Consider the following 20,310-nt stretch of genomic DNA (forward strand, 5'->3'; position numbering starts at 1 on the left):
TTAAAGCCGTTACGCTAAAGCTTTAATCATTTTTTGGTGAATACCATTAAAACCACCATTACTCATGATAACTACGGTATCACCTTGATTTGCGGTAGCGGCAACTGCATTAATAATATCTTCAATGTTGTTAAACACAGTCACAGGGATTGGCGCATTAGCCATACTGGCTTTGATGTCCCAGTCAATATTGTCTGCTTGATATAAGTAGCCCACATCGGCTAATACCATCGAGTTGGCAAGAGTATCTTTATGTACTCCGCTTTTCATGGTGTTTGAGCGGGGCTCTAACACCACAATAATGTTGCCATTAGCATTGTCGCTGGAAGCTACTTTAGCTCGTAAGCCTTGTAAAGTAGTGGCAATAGCGGTGGGATGATGAGCAAAATCGTCATACACAGACACGCCATTTACGGTCGCTAATAGCTCTAAACGACGCTTTGGTGGACTAAATTGTGCTAACGCCTCAATAGCATGACTTGGCGCTACGCCCACATGACGAGCAGCCGCTATTGCCATTATGGCGTTTTCAATATTATGTTGACCTATTAATGACCAGTTTACTATCCCTTGCGACTCGCCCTTAAACAGTACTTCAAACTCATGACCATCGTCTGCAATAGTACGCGGCTGCCAAGCATTGGGTTCACCTTGGTTCGCTGAAACATTAACAGAATGCTCGGCTAAACCAGTGGTTAAGCTTGTGGCTTTAGAATAGATTTCTTGCTCGCTCCAACAGCCCATATCAATCACTTGTTGCACGGCTTCAACGTCGCTAGGCCAAATCACCTTGCCCTCTCCCGGCACAGTACGAATAACGTGATTAAACTGGCGTTGGATCGCCGCTAAGTCGGCAAATATATCGGCATGATCAAATTCAAGATTATTGATCACTAAGGTGCGAGGATGGTAATGAACAAACTTAGAACGTTTATCAAAAAAGGCACTGTCGTATTCGTCGGCTTCTACTACAAAAAATACTGAGTTACCTAAACGAGCTGACACGCCAAAATTTTGCGGTACACCGCCAATTAAAAAACCTGGCTCGTAACCACAGTATTCTAAAACCCACGCTAGCATGCTGGAAGTAGAAGTTTTACCGTGTGTACCCGCTACAGCCAATACCCAACGGTCTTGTAAAATATGTTCAGATAAAAACTGCGGCCCAGATGTATATTTTATGCCGCGATTTAGTACCGCTTCTACACACGGGTTACCACGACTCATGGCGTTACCAATAACCACTAAGTCTGGTTGATTGTCGCCTTCTTTACCTAATTGAGCTGGATCAAAACCTTGGATTAACTCGATACCTTGTTGCTCAAGCTGGGTGCTCATCGGTGGATAAACGTTGGCATCACTGCCGGTCACCTTATGGCCCATTGCGCGGGCAAGTAGGGCTAAACCGCCCATAAAAGTGCCACAAATACCTAAAATGTGTACGTGCATACTTAACTCTAATTGATCCGTAATATGGCGGTTATTCTAATCTATTGTGCAACAGAATGTCAGTTAACAATGATTGAAATTAATCTAGGGTCTGTTGCTAATACAAAATAAAAAACAGTCCCATACTGAGTAAGGTTGTGAGCAAGGTATTGCGGGTAACATAAGCCAGCACTGTGGCCACCAGCGCACAAGTTAAATAAGGATTATGCACACTAATAGCTAGCTGGCCTTCTGGTGCAAATACAATAGGGGCTAATATGGCAGTTAATACCGCAGGTGCTGAATAGCTTAAAAACGTTAAGGTGTTTTTACTTAAGCGAATAGGCAATTTAGGTTCTAGCAATAAATGTCGGCTGACAAATACCACTGCCGCCATTGATAAAATAATCAACCAGGTCATACGTTTTTATCCTTATGCGCGGCTACCGAACGCGAAGTATCTGAATGCGCTGTAACCGAATGAGCGTGTTCTGAACTAGCACTGTCTGAATGATCATTCTTTGAATTAGAGGCGGCTGATACCTTACTGTCCTCATTGGTAAATTTAGCGTAGCCCATGCCTGCTGCCATACCCGATATTGCCGCAATTAACAGCCCTGCTTGGATCGCGAACACTGCGCACACCACTGCTAACGTAAGCGACACTAAAACGCAGACTAATATTGACGGCTTTTTTACTGTCGGTACTACTAAGGCGATAAATGTGGCGGCGATGGCAAAGTCGAGCCCAAGTTCGCCTAAATTATCGATAGACTGCCCTGCAACAATGCCGAGTAAGGTGGCAATATTCCAGCCGATATAAAAAGTTAGCCCACCACCCAAAGCGTACCAGCGATCAAACTGGTGTTGGATTGGTTTATCGCCATGGTGAGCTTGATTAGCAATAGCAAAGAGTTCATCTGTGAGTAAAAAACCCAGCCCTAAACGCCATTTTAGCGGCAACGGGCTAATATGAGTACGCATGGCCATGGCATACAATAAATGCCTTGAAGTAATTAGTAAGGTAGTTATCAGAATACTGCCGATACCAATACCAGCTTTTATCATGCCGAGCGCAACTAACTGGGCGCTGCCAGCAAAGATAATGGCCGACATCGCTTGGCTTTCAACGGCTGTAAGGCCAACTTCAAGGGCGAACGAGCCTGCTAAAATCCCCCAAGGGATGACTGCTATTGTTAGCGGCATAACGGCAAGCCCGCCCGCTAAAAATGATTTGGTTTTAGTGGTAGTCACACTGATAGATTCGGTTGCGCTCACATCATCTCCTTATTCTGCACTGTCATCTCCTTATGCTGCACTGATAACGCTAACGCGCTAAGTGACAAGAAGATTAGCTTAACGTGAATAAATGAATAAAGCCCCTGAAAATTGATCATTATGGAGAAATTTCAAGCGATGTTGTTGGTCGAGCACTTTAATCCATTAACGAAAAATGCTATTAACACCCAGTGCTAAAACGAAAAATGCCGCTCACGTTAAGTGAACGGCATTACGCTAAAGCGTCTTTTTAATATCTATTTATCAGTCATTTTACAACTGAAGCAATGTTGATATTACTTGGTTTCTACTGCTGCAGGCGTTTTCTCTACTGAAATCAATTCAACTTCAAAAACCAATGTTGAGTTAGCAGGAATAGTGCCAGTATCACGTTCGCCATAGGCTAATTCTGATGGGATAACAAACTTATACTTAGCGCCCACAGGCATTAACTGTACGCCTTCAGTCCAACCAGGAATAACACGGTTAAGTGGAAACTTAGCGGTTTCACCACGTGCGTATGAACTGTCAAATTCAGTGCCATCAGTTAACGTGCCACGGTAATGAACTTCAACAGTATCTTCTGCGGCAGGCTTGTCACCACTACCAGCTTCTAATACTTCATACTGTAAACCAGACTCAGTCGTGGTTACGCCTTCTTTGGCTTTATTGTCTTCTAAGAATTTTTTGCCATCTGCAATTGATTTAGCAGCTAAAGTTTCAGCTTGCTCTAAACGCTTATCGTTTAGTTTTTTATCTAGGTTTTGTAATACAGTCTGCATTTCTTCTTCAGTTAACTGCATTTCTTCGCCTAAGCCATCGCTAAAGCCTTTAATCACCATAGCGCGGTCAACAGCAAAGCCTAATTCTTCTTGCTCTTTAATGTGGCCAGACATGTACTTACCAATTGAACCACCAACACTATATGCTTCTTTTTGAACGTCAGTTGTTAATTCAACTTTCTTTTGAGCAACGTCTTGTTCTTGATTACACGCAGTAAGGCCAACAACGGCTAATGCAACTAACGATAATTTGTAAATAGATTTCATTAAAGCTTCCTCAGCATCCTATAGTGGTTACAATAACCTTAATACATTCAATCAATGAGATGTTTAAGTGGTCATGTTCTTTCGCCACTTTATACTAGTTAAAACGGTTATACCATTGGGTAAACCTTATATGACAAGGTTTAGGACAATAATTCAAGGAGCAAGTTCATGATACGCGTTCCAATGCTGTTTTTTTGGCCAACTTTAGTCTTAGTAAGCCTATTATCTGCATGCCAACCAACAGCAACTAAAGTTCAGGTCATCACTACCGATGCCAGTTACAGTGCAAGTCTGTCAAATGATGCAACCATTGCCTTGGTTAGCACGGCTCATAATGGCGTACAGGTATGGGATCTTACTGACTCAACGTTGTCTTACCAATGGCTCCAAGGCCAACAACAAAATACCAGTAACGTCATTGATACCGCCATATCAGCTAATAATCTGTATGCAGCAACCATTAGCAGCCACTCACTTGCGATATGGCGATTAACCGATGGTTCATCTGTTGGATGGTGGTCTTTGCCTTCTTATGCGCAAAGTGTCGCAATTGCTAATACAGGGCAAACCCTTGTTGGCTTAGTCGATGGATCTGTGATGTCATTGTCACCTGAAAAATCACGCTTAATTCAGTTTTTAGGCCATCATGAAAAAGTGAATAGTGTGTCCATTAGTGCCGATGGCAACACCGCATTGAGCGGCGGTAATGATGGTAAAGTATTACTTTGGCAAGCCCAAACCGGTCAACCATTACAACAATGGCAGCTAGCGTCCCGCATCACTAAAGTGGCGATTAACGATTCAGCGACTCTCAGTTTTGCAAGCGATATCACCGGAAATGCCACCCTGTGGCAGTCGGATACAGGTAATCCAATAAGTCATCTCGATATTAATCGACGCCAAATGAATTTTTCAAGTGCTCGCTTTGTGGATAATGACCAGCAATTGCTCACAGGTACCCCATCAAGAGAAATATTTTTATGGCAAATAGACACCGGTAAACGACTTTCTCGCTGGGAAGTTCAATTGAGTAAAAACACCCAAAACAAAGGCGCTGTAGTATACTCTGCCGCAATGATAGCGCCTGGCTCAATCGTCAGTATTAGCAGCCAAGGTTTAGTTGAATATTGGCAGTAATAACTCAGTAATAAATTAAGTAATAAGAGGTCAACATGGAAAGCGTTTTACAAAAGATTGATGATCTTGAAATGAAACTATCATTTCAAGATATCTCCATTGAAGAGTTAAACCAAGAAGTGATAAAACTCAATGCATTAGTTGCCAGACAGCAACAGCAAATGCTATTAATGGTCAATAAACTGCATTCTATTGAGCCAAGTAACATGGCGTCTTCTGCCGAAGAGACTCCGCCACCCCATTACTAAAGCCTTGCGACTATAAAACATATTTTAGGATATTTTGGCTGTCATCATATTCAGCTGATATTCAGCAAATATGATATAGACTGTCATTTAAACCAAGTGAATAGTCAGTACGATAGCATGAGACTATGCAAGCAATAACCTTGCTTGCCCATAACGATTTACACCATAAATTAGATTATTCTAGGTCGTCATCTAACGTAAATAACTAAGGACAGCCGTCACCTATGCAGCCAAAGCCACTACTCAGCATTGCTACCACAGGCGAACAGATACTGACTCAAATTGCTGAGCCAGTGACGGTGTTTGACGACGCATTACATACCTTAGCCGATAACATGCTCAGCACTATGCTGAATGCTAACGGGGTCGGTATTGCAGCAACGCAAGTATTCAGTAACGCTGCAATGTTTATCATGGCGTCAAATCCAAACGAACGTTATCCCGATGCGCCATCAATGCCTCCAACGGTAGTCATAAACCCACAGATTCTATCGGCATCTGCCGCGACAGAAGCTGATGTAGAAGGTTGCTTATCCATTCCAGGTCAGCGGCTATCTATTGCGCGACACAGCGAAATAGAAGTTCAGTATCAATCGCTTGATGGTCAGTTACATCAACAAACATTAACGGGATTTGTTGCGCGTATTTTTCAACATGAATATGACCACCTGCAGGGTATTACTTTACTTGAACGGGTCAACATCATGACACCTCAGATACTGGTGCCACAATGTTAAGAACATTCTGTATTGGGTTGACTCTCAGTCTTGGCCTATCTGGTTGTGCCTTTAATAGTGTGTTTGTTAACTATCCATCGCAAATAGCGCCATACAAGCAACAACTCAATAGCGATTCACCAACAGCAAAAATCACTGATTTGGCCGACAATATTAGCGGCAATGATGGCTTACTTTACGCCCAAGAATCTGGGCGTATTATGCAGATTGCGGGTGACTTTACTGGCAGTAAAACCTATTACCAGCAAGCCATTGACGATTACCAGATTTTCGATGATAAAGCCATCGTGAGTGCGAGTAAGTTAGGCGCTGGGGCAAGCAGTATTTTACTCAACGATAATGCCATTCCTTACCGAGGCCCAGGTTATGAGCGCATTATGTTGCATCAATATCAGGCGTTTAATTATTTATTTAGTGGTGATGCTCAAGGGGCATTAGTAGAAGTTCGCCGCAGTAATGAACTGCAAAGCATGGAACAAGCACGCTATCAGAAATCACAAAAGTCAGTGCAAGACATGGCCAATGGCACCATTGACGCGCAAGTAGCCCAATTAAGCAAAGAAGCCGGCAATGTCACCAGTTCATTTCTAAACGCTTACAGCTATTACACTACTGGTTTGTTGCACGAACTCGCCAGCGAGCCTAATGATGCGTTTATTGATTACCGAAAAGCAGCACAAATTACCCCAGACAATGTGTATTTACAGCAAGATTTAGTCCGTTTAGCTAAACAACTGGGGATGCCTCAATACGACGAGTTTAAACGTCGCTGGGGAGAGGCGGTAATGCCTACACCCGATCAAGGCCAAGTTGTATTTATTATTGAACGTGATTTTGTACCAGAAAAACAGAGTATTACGGTACCTTTTCCACTTAACGGTAATATTCAATCAGCATCATTAGCGACCTATCAGCCACAACGTCTGTTAATGAATAACAGCCAAATCCAAGGATTAGGCACGCCACTAACAGCACAAACCATTGCTAACATTGACGCGCTAGCAATTAATGCATTAAAAGAAGATTTACCCGCTGCGCTGTTTAGACAAGCAGCAAGAATTTATGCTAAATACCAAATGAATCGCAGTGTACAAAGCAGCAGCCAACGAGCCAACAATCAAGTAGATGCTGCTGCGATGGTAATGCAAATATTTAATGTTATCACCGAGCAAGCCGACCGTAGAAGTTGGTTAACCCTGCCTCGCCAGGCTCAAATTGCTCGACAATTTATCGATGCCGGCAGCTATAATGTTCGCTTAAATAGCAGCCAAAATGTAAATATTGACGTAAAACCAAACCGTACAACATTAATTTGGGCAATAGAGACTGGAAATCGTACCCGTTTTTATTCGATAATCATCTGATAGACGATAATTGCTTATCAACTGTCACTCATCACCAATGGAATTTACTATGAAAAATTTGAAACTGATATTTGTATTAGCTGCAGTAATGGGGCTGAGCGCCTGTCAATCTAAAGTAGAGTATGGTGACGCGACAGAAGTCGAAACCGTTAACGAAAACTTCGGTTCAACTGATCTGCAAGTCATCGCCGCAAAAATGGTCGACAGCATGATGGCATTCCCACCAGTAGTGGTAATGACACAGAGCAACCGCCCGATTGTATTTGTGGACAAAATTAAAAATAAAACTTCTGAGCATATTGATACAGAATCAGTGACCGACACCATTAGCAATAAGCTATTACGCTCTGGTAAGTTCCGTTTTATTGATATGACTAAGGTTGATACTGTACGTAAACAACTTGATTATCAAAACAATGCTGGCATGGTAGACCCATCTACGGCAATTAAATTTGGCCGTCAAATTGGTGCGCAATATATGCTTTATGGCAACTTATCCAGCATCGTTAAACAAGATGGCAGCACCAAAGATGTTTACTACAAAATGACCATGCGGTTAATGGATCTTGAAACTGGCCTAATTGAATGGTCAGATGAAAAAGAAATCCGTAAAATGAAATCAAAGTCTTTTTTAGGCTTATAAATCACTACTCATAGCACTAAAGCCGACATTGTTGTCGGCTTTTTCATACATCTAATAAAAAGTTAGGAACACTAACGTGAAATTGTTATCCACTGAATTGTTTAGTCCTCGGGTCATCAAAACCAGTCTCATTGCATTATGTTGTGCTAGCGTTGTCAGCTGTAGCAGCTCACTTTCAACAGCATCCTTACAACGGGATGGATCTGCCTTTATCAGCCAGGTGCAAGCACAAGCAAGATCCAGCGTAGTATCAAATGCACAATATGAACTGACTTTCTTTTTAAGTGAGCACAGTCAATTTAGTGCAAAGTCAATTGTCCACTTTGACTTAAGCAGCGTGCCAAAATCACTCACCCTCGACCTTAACAAAGCCAATATTAAGCAATTTATTGTTAACGGAACCAAGGTATATCCTAATTACAATGGCGCTTATATTGTGTTAAATCAAAGTCTATTGGTTGATGGTCACAACACTGTAGAAGTTGAATTTACTAGAGAACACAGCACCAATGGCGAAGGCTTACATCGTTTTGTCGACCCAGTAGACAGTAAAGTTTATTTGTATTCACATTTTGAACCAGCAGCCGCTCAACAAATGTTTGCAGTATTTGATCAACCGGATCTTAAAGCCAGTTATCAAATTAATGTTCATGCTCCCAAAGATTGGCAAGTAATCAGTGCCATGCGTGAAACCAATGTGGTTGACCAAGGCGATACTAATTTATGGACCTTCCCTGCTACACCCAAATTAAGCCCATATAATTTCTCTATGCATGCTGGTCCGTACCATGTTTGGGAAGATAACTCAGGCCGTTATCCGATGCGTTTATTTTCGCGTCAGTCTGTTGCCAACCAAGTAACCCCTCAAGATTGGTTTACCTATACCAAACAAGGTTTAGACTTTTTTGATCGCTACTTTGGCATTGCTTATCCGTTTAAAAAATACGACCAAGTATTGGTGCCAGACTTTTTATACGGCGCCATGGAAAACGCAGGAGCAATCACTTTTTCTGAAGACCGTTTCTTATTTAATGCTAAGATGACGGCCGAACAAAAAGAACGTTTAGCTGGCGTTATCATGCACGAAATGGCGCACCAATGGTTTGGCGACTTAGTCACCATGAAGTGGTGGAATGGCTTATGGTTAAATGAAAGCTTTGCCTCATTTATGGGCACCCTTGCTACGAGTGAAGCCACTGAATTTAGTCATGCATGGCGCACCTTTTATGCCTCTGGTAAACAAGCTGCATATCATCAAGACAGCTTAGTCACGACTCACCCAATTGAAGTGCCTGTGGCCACCAGCCAAAATGCCTTTGATAATATCGACGCCATTACTTATCAAAAAGGCGCATCGACTATCAAACAATTGCGTCATTTACTCGGCGAAGAAACCTTCCGCCGTGGAGTGAGCCAATATTTACAACAATACAGTTATCAAAATGCTGAGCTTAATGACTTTATCGACAGTCTAGCCAAAGCCAGTGGTCGTGATTTGTCTTTATGGACCAAAGAATGGTTGTACGCAGCGGGGGTGAATACCATCAAAGCTCAGTACACATGTCAGCGAGGTCAAATTGACTCATTTGGTTTAGTGCAAACATCTGATGATGAAGAACATCCAACACTACGTGAGCAACGAGTACAACTAGGGTTGTTCAATAAAACTCGATATGGACTAGAAAAACAACAAGTGATTGCAGTGACATACAAAGGCGCTTATACCGACGTTGATGAGCTAATTGGCGAGGTTTGTCCTGATTTAGTTTATCCAAACTATGATGACTGGGGATTTGTGAAAGTAGCACTAGACTCTAGCTCATTTAACACCGCCAAACAGTCTCTAGGCCAAGTTACCGATCCGCTATTACGCTCTATGTTGTGGCAAAGCATGTGGGACAGCGTCATTGATGGTAATACATCATTGGATCAGTTTTTAAATATCGCGTTAATTAATGCGCCACTTGAAAAAGACTACACTATTTTAGGTCAAGTACTTGGTAATCTGCAGCGTGCTAAGAACTATCTCGATTTAATGGCGCCAGCTAATGCCGCTTACAACAGTAAGATATCTAAGGCGCTTAGCCAAATGAGCCTGCGGATGAGCATGGAAAGCTACCGTAATAGTGATTTCCAACGCCGCTGGTTCGATGCTTATATTAGTTTATCTAGCCATGGTGATGCGTTAAAACATATCCAATCGTTACTACAAAGCAAGAGCCATATTAAAGGGTTAAGCATAGATCAAGACTTACGCTGGGCGATGATCCGCCAGTTAAACCGTTATGATTACGGTGATGCTCAGGCGCTACTTGCCAAGGAAAAGCATCTTGATCAATCTGACTCTGGTGAAAAAGCTGCGATTGCAGCCGAGGTTATCCGTCCGCAGTCATCGCTTAAACGCCATTGGTTAAATACCATTGAAAACAATGACAGCATGGCGTTCTCGAAAATTCGTGTCGCAATGTACAATATCTATCCAGCTGAACAAAAGCTATTAAGTGCGGCAACCGCAGAGCAACGCTTTGCCAACCTAGCGTTAATGGACGATAAAGGTCCGGTGTTTATGCGCAGTTTTGCGGCGCAATTAATTCCAACCGATTGTAGTGCAGCAAATATAGATGCTATTAGTCAGGTTTTAGATACACAAACAGGTTTATCAAAACTGGCAAGACGTGCGCTACTTGAAACTCGCCAACAAGAACAACGCTGCGTGAAGATCAAACAAACATTACAGTAAGCTTATCCAAAACAATGGTAAATCAATTGAGTTAAACCAAAAAAGCGCTGATATTTATCAGCGCTTTTTATTAGCATTTATAGAATGGGCTCATCGCACTGCGCGTTAGTAGCCATCAAGTTCAATAGCTCATGAATAAGCATCACCATTACCACTCACTAAGTGCGCACGCAAAAGCTCATCATCACTGGAGCATGGTCGGTACTGTCGCTGTCGCGTTCATAGTCAGGCCGAACTAGATGACGATCAAATGTTTTATAATCAATGATATGAGCGAGGTTTTGCTGCTGAGTCGGATTAAACTCACTTGAGACTAATATATAATCGAGCACCGAACCACTGTTGCCATAGTAATGTGTCGGCTGTCTCGCTGGATGCGGTTGCTCATCCACTAATGCGCTTGACTCAAATTCATCTTGGGCCAATGTTGCATTACATTTGGTCGCGTCGATAAACAACTCATAGCTGTCAAACAAACTGCTTTGCTGTAACTCAGCCATCAATGAGGTTTCACCCAGCTTAGCCAGCCCAGGGTCTTCAATATCACTGCGATACACGCGTAATTGATTATTAAATGCCGCTAACAGTTCGCTGCCCATGGTGTCATTAAAATCCCCCATCAGCATAAAAGGCTGCTGAGTTTGTTGTCGTCTCATCAGCATTTGATGGCACAGCAATGCTGATTCACTGCCGCGCTGTAAACTGGATGCCCAACGTCCTAAGACTTGCCGTGCAACAAAATCAGCACCGCCATGTAAGCCACTTTCACTGATATCGTCACGACTCACGCCACTGCGTTTAGACTTAAGATGAATGACATAGCAATCGCATGGACCAAACACCGGTAACTGTATGGTTGCTCTTAACGGCTTACGACTAAAACTAAATGACTCAGCTAGACCTAACTGGTTGATCCATTGCGGATCGGGGCTAACATTAGCCGAATCAATAATAGGATACTTCGATGCTATCGCGACCACTGGGCTACGATACACATAGTCACTGACGACCTCTGGTAAATCTAGCGCCACAAAATATTTATAACCTAAAGACTCAGTCAACCTAGCTAATGCATCAGGGCTAAACACTTCTTGGAAAGCAATAATGTCAGGTTGGTTGTGGCTAATAAACTCACTTAACCATGCACATTTTTTTTGCCATTGCTTATCACTGTAGATGTTTTCAAAATCGTAGTAGGCGTGAGGCGGTTCAATAAAGTTAAATAAATTAATGCTTACGACACTGAATGTAAGCTCGGGGGATGGAGCGGTTGATACATCATTTAGGTCCAAAATATTTTGCTCTCTGTAAAACTTATATTAAGGGTACTAACAACATTGTTATTTGTCGAATTTAACTCCCCTCAACCTGGAATAATGCAACATAAACAAAATAACCTAAAAAAACTGAACCTACATTCACAAATACGCGTAATGCATCATAGTTAGACGTTAAGTGATATCTGATTGACTATCCCCGATATAGCTGATCCGATAAAGTAACACCCGACGTTCTAAGACAATCATCCTCCGTAAGACCCTTTATGGCTTATCCCTCACCCTGATAAGCCATTTTTTTACGGCATTGTTTCTATAGCGCATGCGCTTATCGAACAATATTGAATAGGAGTATATGATGGTGTCACACAATGCAAAGAACCGGCATGTTTGCCGAACAATACAAGTAGGCATTGCTAGTGCTGTTGGGGTTTTAATATTAATTGGCCAACCCGTTTGGAGTGCCAGTGAGGACAACATGCTATTTCACTTTACTGATCCAAGCCATTTTACAGAGTGGAACATCAATAATGACACTGTGATGGGCGGTATTTCGCAAAGCCAAATTAAGCAGAAGCAGCAAGCATTAGTATTTTCTGGGCATGTTTCCTTGGCAAATAATGGCGGATTTGCCTCGACAGAATCAACCTTTTTACATCAAATTTCCGATGCATCATTACTCACTCTCACGGCTAAAGGTGATGGAAAAACATATCAAATCCGGTTAAAAACACCGAGTTTGTCTTATGGTGAAGCCTATGTGGCTAACGTTAATACTCAAGCTAATACACTCACTCAACATACTTTTACCCCGGCAGACTTTACAGTCAACTTTAGAGGGCGAACCGTCACGAATGCACCATCATTAAACTTTGAAGATATTGATCGTATTGGTTTTCTTGTTGCACAAAAACAACAAGGTCCATTTATAATTGAGTTACACTCGGTACAGTTTGACCGATAAATGCGTTAATACATAAGGGTATTCATTGAATTTACCAATACACATAAAAGGCATTATTTTCGACTTAGACGGCACCTTAGTTGAGTCCAGTTTAGACTTTGACTTAATTCGCCAACAAATTGGTTGCCCTAATGGTATAGACCTCCTTAAATACGTCGATGAGTTAAGCTGCAAAGCCACTCAAGCCAACGCAAACAAGATTATTCTTGAGCATGAATATCAAGATGCTATAAGTGCCAAACCAATCAAAGGCATGACCGAACTAATTAACGCTATTGAAGCAGCAAAATTACCTACCGCCATAGTGACTCGTAACAGCCTTGCTGCCAGTGCAATGAAGATAACACAAAATAATATTGCCATAGATCACGTGCTAACCAGAGAACACTTCCCAGCCAAGCCGGCACCCGATGCGTTACTGGCCATTGCAACACAATGGCAAATTAATCCGCAGCACATTATCTATGTTGGTGATTACTTATACGATATTCAAGCGGCTAACAACGCGGGAATGATTGCCTGTTTAATTAATCATGGCATTGAACGTGATTATCAACACTTAGCCGATATTGTCATCGAAGAGTTAAGCCAACTGCAGACATTATTAATCAATAACTCAACGAGCGATTAACGCCAGTAATAACGTTAATAATACTTAAAAGTGACACAATATGAATATGAACCCAATTCACCCTAAAAAATTATTGAATAGTAAGTGGACCAAAGTTAACGTGGTTCAAAAATTGAAGCATTTTACTGTGGCTAAAGTGGAGTATGACGAGCAACAAAACGTGGTTGAATGTTTTATCCGTGCAGAAATGAATGCCGAAGAATTTTCAATTGACTGGCGCGATCTTAAAGATCCGCAACTGTGGAAAATTGGCTGGCAATAATCTACTGTAAACGATGGTGTTCGTAATGCTAACTTGTAATAAAAAAGTGACTCAAGCAGTTAGTCTTGAGTCACTTCAATAATATCGCATTAGTTGTTAATACATGAGCGTAGGCTTATTCCGGCCTTAATATTTCTATTCTATTAATCTGAACTGTAGCGTTTCCAAACCCCAATCAGATAACATTACATCCTGAATTCGTTGGCCATCGCCTTCGCTGCTGCACCCCCACATTCTAGCACACGTCTGCCCAGCGATATTTGATCCGGTACCTTTTGAAGTGTCAGGTAGCATATGATTTAATTGTGCGATATGTGAGCCAAACATGTCTTCAAATGTATCCATCTGCACGTCAATGGTTTCCATTTCACCTTGAGGAAAAACAACCGCTGCCGTTTGTATATTTTTATCAGTACCTTGAGGATTTAATTGAACAACATCCTGCGAAATCAAAGCGTAAAGTTTGCTAAACGGTAAATCTTTAGTTGATTCATGTAAGTAAAGTATTTGCCCATAATTTCTGGCTGCTAAATTATTTTCTTCATAAGCTCTAGCAAGGTATTGATCTGCAAGTGCCAAATCTTGTTCTACCATGCCACCACCTAAATATATTTTACCTAGCAAAAATGACGACTGTGCGTGACCCAGTTTTGAAGCATACTTTAAAAAATCGATACCCTCGTCGACATCTTTCAAAGGAGTATCTTGTAAATACAAAACACCCGCCTTATATTTTGCGTCCAACACACCATACTTACCTGCACGTCGGTACCATTTCAACGCCATGTCTAAATCTTTATCAGTACCATAACCAGAGTAATATAATTCACCTAACATGGCCATTGCAGAGGAGTGACCTCGTTTAGTTAAAATGCGGTAGGCTTTAAAGTATTCAATACATTCAGACGTGTTGCACTCAGGCAATTGGTTTGCATGGCTTTTAAATGGAGCGAAAGCGAGAAAGCTTAATATTAAGCTCAAAATAATAGCATTTTGTTTCATCATGTTAAGTCCTTTTTATATACGATTCATTACTATTAGCATTTATATGCAAAATGTCTATAGTAATTATGTCTATAAAACTAACCGTACGTTATATCTAATATTATCAATCAATTATCAAGTTATTCTGCAAAGCAATCTAATACTCCAATAATATCCACTTGCCAATTACGATTGAAATCAGCCTACGGCTGGTGAATATGCTCAAATTAGATCAATTTACCGCACACATCAATTGTTCAGCCAAATCGAGTTGCTTCAAATCGATTCAATAACCGATGCACCACATAACACAGTAATAATGTTGCCACGATAGCGACTAAGATGCTGCTTATTCGGTACAAAGCACTGAAAACTAAGTCGTTATCTGGGGTTAAGTATTGACCGAATAATATCCCTAAGGTGGTCATAGCACCGAATCCCACACCTGAGCCACTCGCTTCTCTCACGTGTACTTGGCTAAACAACATTAAGCCTATCCACAATAGTGGTATCACAAAAATCAATAATCCGGACCAATCATAGAGCAACCCTTGTCCCACTAAGCCAAAAGTCACGCCAAACAAGGTACCGATGGCACGTTTGCGCGCGTAACCGAGTGCACCATTCCAATGCATTGGGAATAACAATAACAAGGTAGTAGCTTGAGCAGACATAGAATCACGTAAGTTAAAGACCTGAAAAACCACAAATGATGCAGTTGCAATAGATGCTCCGAGTAGCGCTTCATGGCGCATACGGTTAGGCACTTTAACCACGGCAGCAACTGGCGTTCTTGGTTCAACATCGGGCCATAGAGCCGTCATAGCATAAGCAATGACGACTGATGCTGCCGTTGCCCAAAAATTACTAAAAATGAGATTGTTAATATCGACACTTGGATAACTGGCAAAGTGCAGCATAATGCTTAGGCTAATAACCCCATTAGCGCCAAATAAAAACAAGCTGCCACGTGACATTGCAGCAAAACGATACAAAAAAAGCACAAACACAATAGGTAATATCACCCCTGGGTGAGCACCAAATAAACCGCCTAAAATACCTACTTCAATCCCAGACATTACAGATGATGCCAACAATTGCCTCATCGCATGAGCATTCATCACAGGGACTAAACCGAGTAATAACATTGGAGTGACGGTAAAAAACACACCATAACTGAGATCGAAAAACTTACATATCGCAAACCCTAGCGTGGCGCCTGTTGCAATGCGTAAACATTGACGTAAATCGTTTTGAGTCAAAGGACTATGGCGTAATAACATATAAACAACCTAGGGTATTGATACAAGATACAGCACGCTAAATGAATAACCTGCTGCATTGTCTTGAGTGTGATTTGATATAGTGATTAGTAACAAGCAATATTGAGCTTAATGGCGACGTTAATAAATATAATGCAGTGTGCTGATAACCTTGATTTGAACCTTAGCTAAGAAGCCAAGCAAACCACTATTGGGGACTAATTGCACCGTTGCACGTGCTCCAGCAGGTAATGCATTAACGCCTTGGTGGTCAAGTTCAAGGTGTAAACGTAAACGCTGAGCGTCACGTACCCAACGTACAGACTCTTGCGGATCTGCTAAACGGCCATTTGCATCAAATTGTCCTGCACTCACACCAGCATCTACGGTACTCACTTTGGCATGGTACAAACGCCCAGGTTGACCATCAAATGCAATAAGTGCAGTTGATTGTGGCTCAATACCTCGTAAGCTTTTTTCTCTAAAGTCAGCAATAATATCAACGATTTCTGACACTACAGCCAATAGCGGCTGACCGACAGTGGCAAAGCTGCCGACTTCTAACTGTAAGTTGGTTACCACCCCATTTTGATCGGCGCGAATTTGAGTGTAAGACAGGTTTAACTCTACTTGAGCCAAACGGTTTCGAGCTTGACGCACTTTTAAATTATCTTCGCCATTGCGTCCACGGCTTACCACTAGCTTAGTTAAGCGTGCTTTGGCGGCAAGTAAGTTAGCCTCAGCCGTAACGGCATCACTTTGAGCTTGATCGGTTAACTGCTGCGATACACCTCGAGAAGCGTACAATGCATCAAGGCGTTTTGCTTCACTGTTTCTCTGCTGTGCACTACTTTGATTTGCCTGAACATCTGCTTTGGCAGCAAGTATCGATGCATCAAGTTCGGCGTTATCTTGTTTTGCTTGCTCTAACGCCAATGTAGCCTGCTCAGCCGCTAACTCATAAGGGGCTGAGTCGATGCTAAATAACACATCACCTTTAGCCACTAATTGGTTATTTTCGACTGCAATAGAAGCAATTTTACCACTGACTTGCGGCGTTACTTTAGTGACCATTCGTGTTGCCATGGCTTGTGGCGTCATTGGCATCACAGCGTCGGCAAACATAAAGTAGCCAAACACTGATACAAACAGGAATATAGATACTCTAACGAGTCGTGCAAATTGTTGATCTGGAGTCATATTCTTTCTCATTTGGGAATTTTGTTGTCTTGTTCAGTGTTCTTATGCAGCACAGCAAGAGCGTTATCACTGATCAGACTGATGACACGTTCAAATTCACTTAATTCTTGGCTGCTAATGCCGGCTAATAAATTACGTCGCACTAGCATGATTTTACTTTCCATCTGCTTAAGCATCTCAATCCCATCAGGGGTTAAGCTGACAATGCGTGCCCGTTTATCTTTTTCGCAGCAATGGCGTTGCATATAGCCCTGCTCTTCTAATTGATTAAGGGTGCGCATTAATGATGGCAATTCAATTTCTAACGCATCTGCAAGCACCTTTTGGCTGACGTTGTCCCCTAAGCGCAATAACTTCCACAATGCTGTCCAGCGAGGATGAGTAAGACCTAGCGGGATTAATTCTGCATCGGCAGCCGTTCGCCATAAGCGGTGCAATCGACCTAAATTTTCAGCTAGAGACAGTTCTTTTAATCTTTCTAATTCTTGGGACATGATTAGCACTCACTTAATTAGCGTGCTAACCATTATAACTAGTTAGCATGCTAAGTAAATAATTTTATCGAATAAGATAAACCACGATGAAATAACAGAGTAAATATAATACCGCTGTCATTTCGACATTAAATAGTCTTATTGACACATGCATTATGTGTCAATAAGACTATTTAATGCATGCCACCAAAATCATTAATAGTATATTAATCAATATCTTATTCAAAAATTAAAAGTTGGCACGTCTTGTGTAATGTCATCGGTATCTAAATGACTTTGCGCTAAGAGGACTTATGAGCAAAAACAAACTCACCGGCTTTGCACTATTAATCGTGCTTGTGGCTTCCTTCACTGTATTACTTAGTTTAGGCAGCGGTATATACCGAGAAAAACCGCCTATTCCAACGGCGTTTACTGACACCAGTGGCCACCCCATATTTACCGAAAACGATATTGAACAAGGTCAACTTGTTTGGCGATCAATGGGTGGGCATCAGTTAGGATCTATTTGGGGTCATGGCTCTTATGTGGCACCAGACTGGACTGCTGATTGGTTACACCGTGAAGCACAAGCTTGGTTGTCTATTACGGCTAAAGCACGTTTCAATCGTGATTTCGCAGAACTCGATTCTGAACAGCAAGCAGGGTTAGAAAAAGCCCTCAGAAATGATATGCGCCATAATACGGTTGTCGAAAGTGCAGAGGATAAAACCTATGTTACGCTTTCAAACACCAGAGTTGCGGCGATAAATGAAGTGACTCAACACTATTTATCACTTTTTGGTGACGATCCTGCACTGTCATCACTGCGCGAACAATATGCAATGAAAGAAGGTACTATCACCGATGCTAGCCATCGTGAACTGCTAAATGCTTTCTTATTTTGGGGCTCATGGGCAGCGGTAACCGAACGTCCTGGTTACGATTATACTTACACCAATAACTGGCCATATGACCCACAGATAGGTAATTTACCGACTTCAGATAACATAGTTTGGTCGGTGTTGAGCGTAGTGACATTGATTCTTGGTATTGCCATGTTGATTTGGCACCATGCTTGTTGCAAAGAAGAAGCATTACCAGAACCCGCTAAAGATGACCCATTATTTTTCACTAAACCTACGCCATCGCAAAAAGCCGTAGGTAAATACTTTGTCACTGCGATTGGGCTGTTTTTACTGCAAATACTGCTTGGCGGAATTACGGCACACTACGCGGTTGAAGGCCAAGAGTTTTATGGTTTCCCATTATCTGAAATTCTGCCTTATTCGGTCACTCGAACTTGGCATACTCAACTTGCAGTATTTTGGATAGCCACAGCTTGGTTAGGCACTGGCTTATACATTGCCCCGGCACTCTCTGGTTACGAGCCGAAGTATCAACGCCTAGGGGTAAACATTCTTTGGGGCGCGTTAGTTGTTATCGTCCTTGGCTCTATGGCCGGAGAGTGGTTGGGTGTTCAGCAGTATTTTGATCTAGACATGAACTTCTTGTTTGGTCACCAAGGATATGAATACATCGATTTAGGCCGCGTATGGCAAGTATTGTTGCTGGCAGGTTTATTAATTTGGTTAGCGTTAGTCACTGCTTCAATGCGCCCAGCGTTAAAAGTCAGCAACGACATGCAACCGGTTATTTGGGTGCTATACGCTTCTTGTGTCGCCATTGGCTTATTTTATGGTGCAGGCCTGTTTATGGGCAAACACTCTAACCTAGCGATTGCAGAATACTGGCGTTGGTGGGTGGTCCACTTATGGGTTGAAGGCTTCTTTGAAACATTTGCGACATCTGTAATAGCATTAATGTTAGTTCGCTTAGGGCTTATCCGTGCTCGAAGTGCCAATGGTGCGGTATTGTTCTCAACCGTGGTGTTTTTAACCGGTGGCCTAATCGGTACTTTGCATCACTTATACTTTACCGGTACTCAAACATCAGTCATTGCTTGGGGAGCGATATTCTCAGCACTTGAAGTTGTGCCGTTAGCATTAATTGGTTTTGAAGCGATGGAAACCTATCGTTTACGTAAAGCCAGCCCTTGGATGGAGCGTTATCACTGGGCGATTATGTTCTTTGTGGCGACTTCGTTCTGGAACTTAGTGGGTGCTGGTGTATTAGGTTTCTTAATTAACCCACCTATCTCGCTATACTTTATCCAGGGCTTAAACACCACGGCAACCCATGCTCACGCGGCATTTATGGGCGTGTATGGCATGCTAGGTATAGGATTGATGTTATTCTGTTTACGCGGATTAACAGGCAATATGCAATGGAACCACAAATACCTTAAAGGCGCATTTTGGACCTTAAACATAGGTTTAGCCGCTATGGTATTTATGTCGCTATTGCCAGTGGGTATTGTGCAGTTCTTTGCTGCTATCGATCACGGTTACTGGTATGCCCGCTCACCTGCTGTTATTCATAGCGACTTAGTTGAAAACCTCGTATGGATGAGAATGTTCGGCGACATTATCTTCAGTATTGGTGGATTATTAATGGCGGCGTTCTTATTTGACCTTATTAAGAAGGCCATCGTCAGCAAAGGCGCTAAAGCGAAGCAAGCTGGTGCATTAACGATTAACTAAGTATGCATTGATAAACGCGCTTTAATAAAC

General features: G+C 42.0%; 19 protein-coding genes. 10 read left to right on the forward strand and 9 right to left on the reverse strand.

Annotated elements, in window-relative coordinates; all coding sequences use genetic code 11:
• Positions 1-9: 9 nt before the first annotated feature.
• The 4 genes from mpl to fkpA form a co-directional block, all read right to left on the reverse strand.
• Positions 10-1,449, reverse strand: coding sequence for a UDP-N-acetylmuramate:L-alanyl-gamma-D-glutamyl-meso-diaminopimelate ligase (mpl, locus tag SFRI_RS16690; protein WP_011638674.1), 1,440 nt, complete (start codon positions 1,447-1,449; stop codon positions 10-12).
• A gap of 97 nt (positions 1,450-1,546) precedes the next feature.
• Positions 1,547-1,849 carry an AzlD domain-containing protein gene (locus SFRI_RS16695; protein ID WP_011638675.1) on the reverse strand — a complete coding sequence of 101 codons (303 nt, stop codon included), beginning with the start codon at positions 1,847-1,849 and terminating at the stop codon, positions 1,547-1,549.
• Positions 1,846-2,706: an AzlC family ABC transporter permease gene (locus SFRI_RS16700; protein WP_011638676.1), complete on the reverse strand. Its 861-nt coding sequence runs from the start codon at positions 2,704-2,706 to the stop codon at positions 1,846-1,848. The genes SFRI_RS16695 and SFRI_RS16700 overlap by 4 nt, the downstream gene beginning before the upstream one ends.
• Before the next feature lie 296 nt (positions 2,707-3,002).
• On the reverse strand, positions 3,003-3,755 hold the full coding sequence (fkpA, locus tag SFRI_RS16705; RefSeq protein WP_011638677.1) for an FKBP-type peptidyl-prolyl cis-trans isomerase: 753 nt from the start codon (positions 3,753-3,755) through the stop codon (positions 3,003-3,005).
• A gap of 168 nt (positions 3,756-3,923) precedes the next feature.
• Here fkpA and SFRI_RS16710 point away from each other — a divergent pair, with 168 nt between their 5' ends.
• The 6 genes from SFRI_RS16710 (at position 3,924) to pepN (ending at position 10,624) form a co-directional block, all read left to right on the forward strand.
• Positions 3,924-4,892, forward strand: a complete 969-nt coding sequence (locus SFRI_RS16710; RefSeq protein ID WP_011638678.1) for a WD40 repeat domain-containing protein — start codon at positions 3,924-3,926, stop codon at positions 4,890-4,892.
• Between the two features lie 35 nt (positions 4,893-4,927).
• Positions 4,928-5,140 carry a SlyX family protein gene (locus SFRI_RS16715; RefSeq protein ID WP_011638679.1) on the forward strand — a complete coding sequence of 71 codons (213 nt, stop codon included), beginning with the start codon at positions 4,928-4,930 and terminating at the stop codon, positions 5,138-5,140.
• Between the two features lie 224 nt (positions 5,141-5,364).
• Positions 5,365-5,877: a peptide deformylase gene (def, locus tag SFRI_RS16720; protein ID WP_011638680.1), complete on the forward strand. Its 513-nt coding sequence runs from the start codon at positions 5,365-5,367 to the stop codon at positions 5,875-5,877.
• The gene (locus SFRI_RS16725; protein ID WP_011638681.1) at positions 5,871-7,241 is read left to right on the forward strand and encodes a COG3014 family protein; all 1,371 of its coding nucleotides are present in this window, start codon (positions 5,871-5,873) and stop codon (positions 7,239-7,241) included. Before def ends, SFRI_RS16725 begins: the two co-directional genes overlap by 7 nt.
• Positions 7,242-7,290: 49 nt before the next feature.
• The gene (lpoB, locus tag SFRI_RS16730) at positions 7,291-7,884 is read left to right on the forward strand and encodes a penicillin-binding protein activator LpoB (RefSeq protein WP_174839654.1); all 594 of its coding nucleotides are present in this window, start codon (positions 7,291-7,293) and stop codon (positions 7,882-7,884) included.
• Between the two features lie 76 nt (positions 7,885-7,960).
• A complete protein-coding gene (gene pepN, locus SFRI_RS16735; RefSeq protein ID WP_011638683.1) occupies positions 7,961-10,624 on the forward strand; it encodes an aminopeptidase N in 2,664 nt (887 codons plus the stop codon).
• 158 nt (positions 10,625-10,782) lie between these two features.
• Here the strand turns inward: pepN and SFRI_RS16740 are convergent, their stop codons facing one another.
• Complete coding sequence (locus tag SFRI_RS16740; protein WP_011638684.1) at positions 10,783-11,916, reverse strand: endonuclease/exonuclease/phosphatase family protein; 1,134 nt, start codon at positions 11,914-11,916, stop codon at positions 10,783-10,785.
• A gap of 340 nt (positions 11,917-12,256) precedes the next feature.
• Here SFRI_RS16740 and SFRI_RS16745 point away from each other — a divergent pair, with 340 nt between their 5' ends.
• The 3 genes from SFRI_RS16745 to SFRI_RS16755 are packed head-to-tail and all read left to right on the forward strand — an operon-like array spanning position 12,257 to position 13,758.
• Positions 12,257-12,865 carry a CIA30 family protein gene (locus SFRI_RS16745; protein ID WP_081430143.1) on the forward strand — a complete coding sequence of 203 codons (609 nt, stop codon included), beginning with the start codon at positions 12,257-12,259 and terminating at the stop codon, positions 12,863-12,865.
• Between the two features lie 25 nt (positions 12,866-12,890).
• Complete coding sequence (locus SFRI_RS16750) at positions 12,891-13,496, forward strand: HAD family hydrolase (protein WP_011638686.1); 606 nt, start codon at positions 12,891-12,893, stop codon at positions 13,494-13,496.
• Positions 13,497-13,542: 46 nt separating this feature from the next.
• A complete protein-coding gene (locus tag SFRI_RS16755; RefSeq protein ID WP_041413713.1) occupies positions 13,543-13,758 on the forward strand; it encodes a TIGR02450 family Trp-rich protein in 216 nt (71 codons plus the stop codon).
• A gap of 135 nt (positions 13,759-13,893) precedes the next feature.
• Here SFRI_RS16755 and SFRI_RS16760 read toward each other — a convergent pair whose 3' ends face one another.
• The 4 genes from SFRI_RS16760 to slyA form a co-directional block, all read right to left on the reverse strand.
• Entirely contained in the window at positions 13,894-14,763 is an 870-nt protein-coding gene (locus SFRI_RS16760; protein WP_011638688.1) for a tetratricopeptide repeat protein, read from the reverse strand.
• A gap of 236 nt (positions 14,764-14,999) precedes the next feature.
• Entirely contained in the window at positions 15,000-16,025 is a 1,026-nt protein-coding gene (locus SFRI_RS16765; RefSeq protein ID WP_011638689.1) for a DUF2955 domain-containing protein, read from the reverse strand.
• Between the two features lie 120 nt (positions 16,026-16,145).
• Positions 16,146-17,204 (reverse strand): HlyD family secretion protein, encoded by a 1,059-nt coding sequence (locus tag SFRI_RS16770; protein WP_041413203.1) that lies wholly within the window; start codon positions 17,202-17,204, stop codon positions 16,146-16,148.
• A gap of 8 nt (positions 17,205-17,212) precedes the next feature.
• The gene (slyA, locus tag SFRI_RS16775) at positions 17,213-17,698 is read right to left on the reverse strand and encodes a transcriptional regulator SlyA (RefSeq protein ID WP_011638691.1); all 486 of its coding nucleotides are present in this window, start codon (positions 17,696-17,698) and stop codon (positions 17,213-17,215) included.
• Positions 17,699-17,991: 293 nt separating this feature from the next.
• On the opposite strand from slyA, the gene SFRI_RS16780 reads away from it, so the two are divergent.
• Positions 17,992-20,280 carry a nitric-oxide reductase large subunit gene (locus tag SFRI_RS16780; RefSeq protein WP_011638692.1) on the forward strand — a complete coding sequence of 763 codons (2,289 nt, stop codon included), beginning with the start codon at positions 17,992-17,994 and terminating at the stop codon, positions 20,278-20,280.
• Positions 20,281-20,310 lie beyond the last annotated feature (30 nt).

The organism is Shewanella frigidimarina NCIMB 400, from assembly GCF_000014705.1.
Lineage (GTDB): Bacteria > Pseudomonadota > Gammaproteobacteria > Enterobacterales > Shewanellaceae > Shewanella > Shewanella frigidimarina.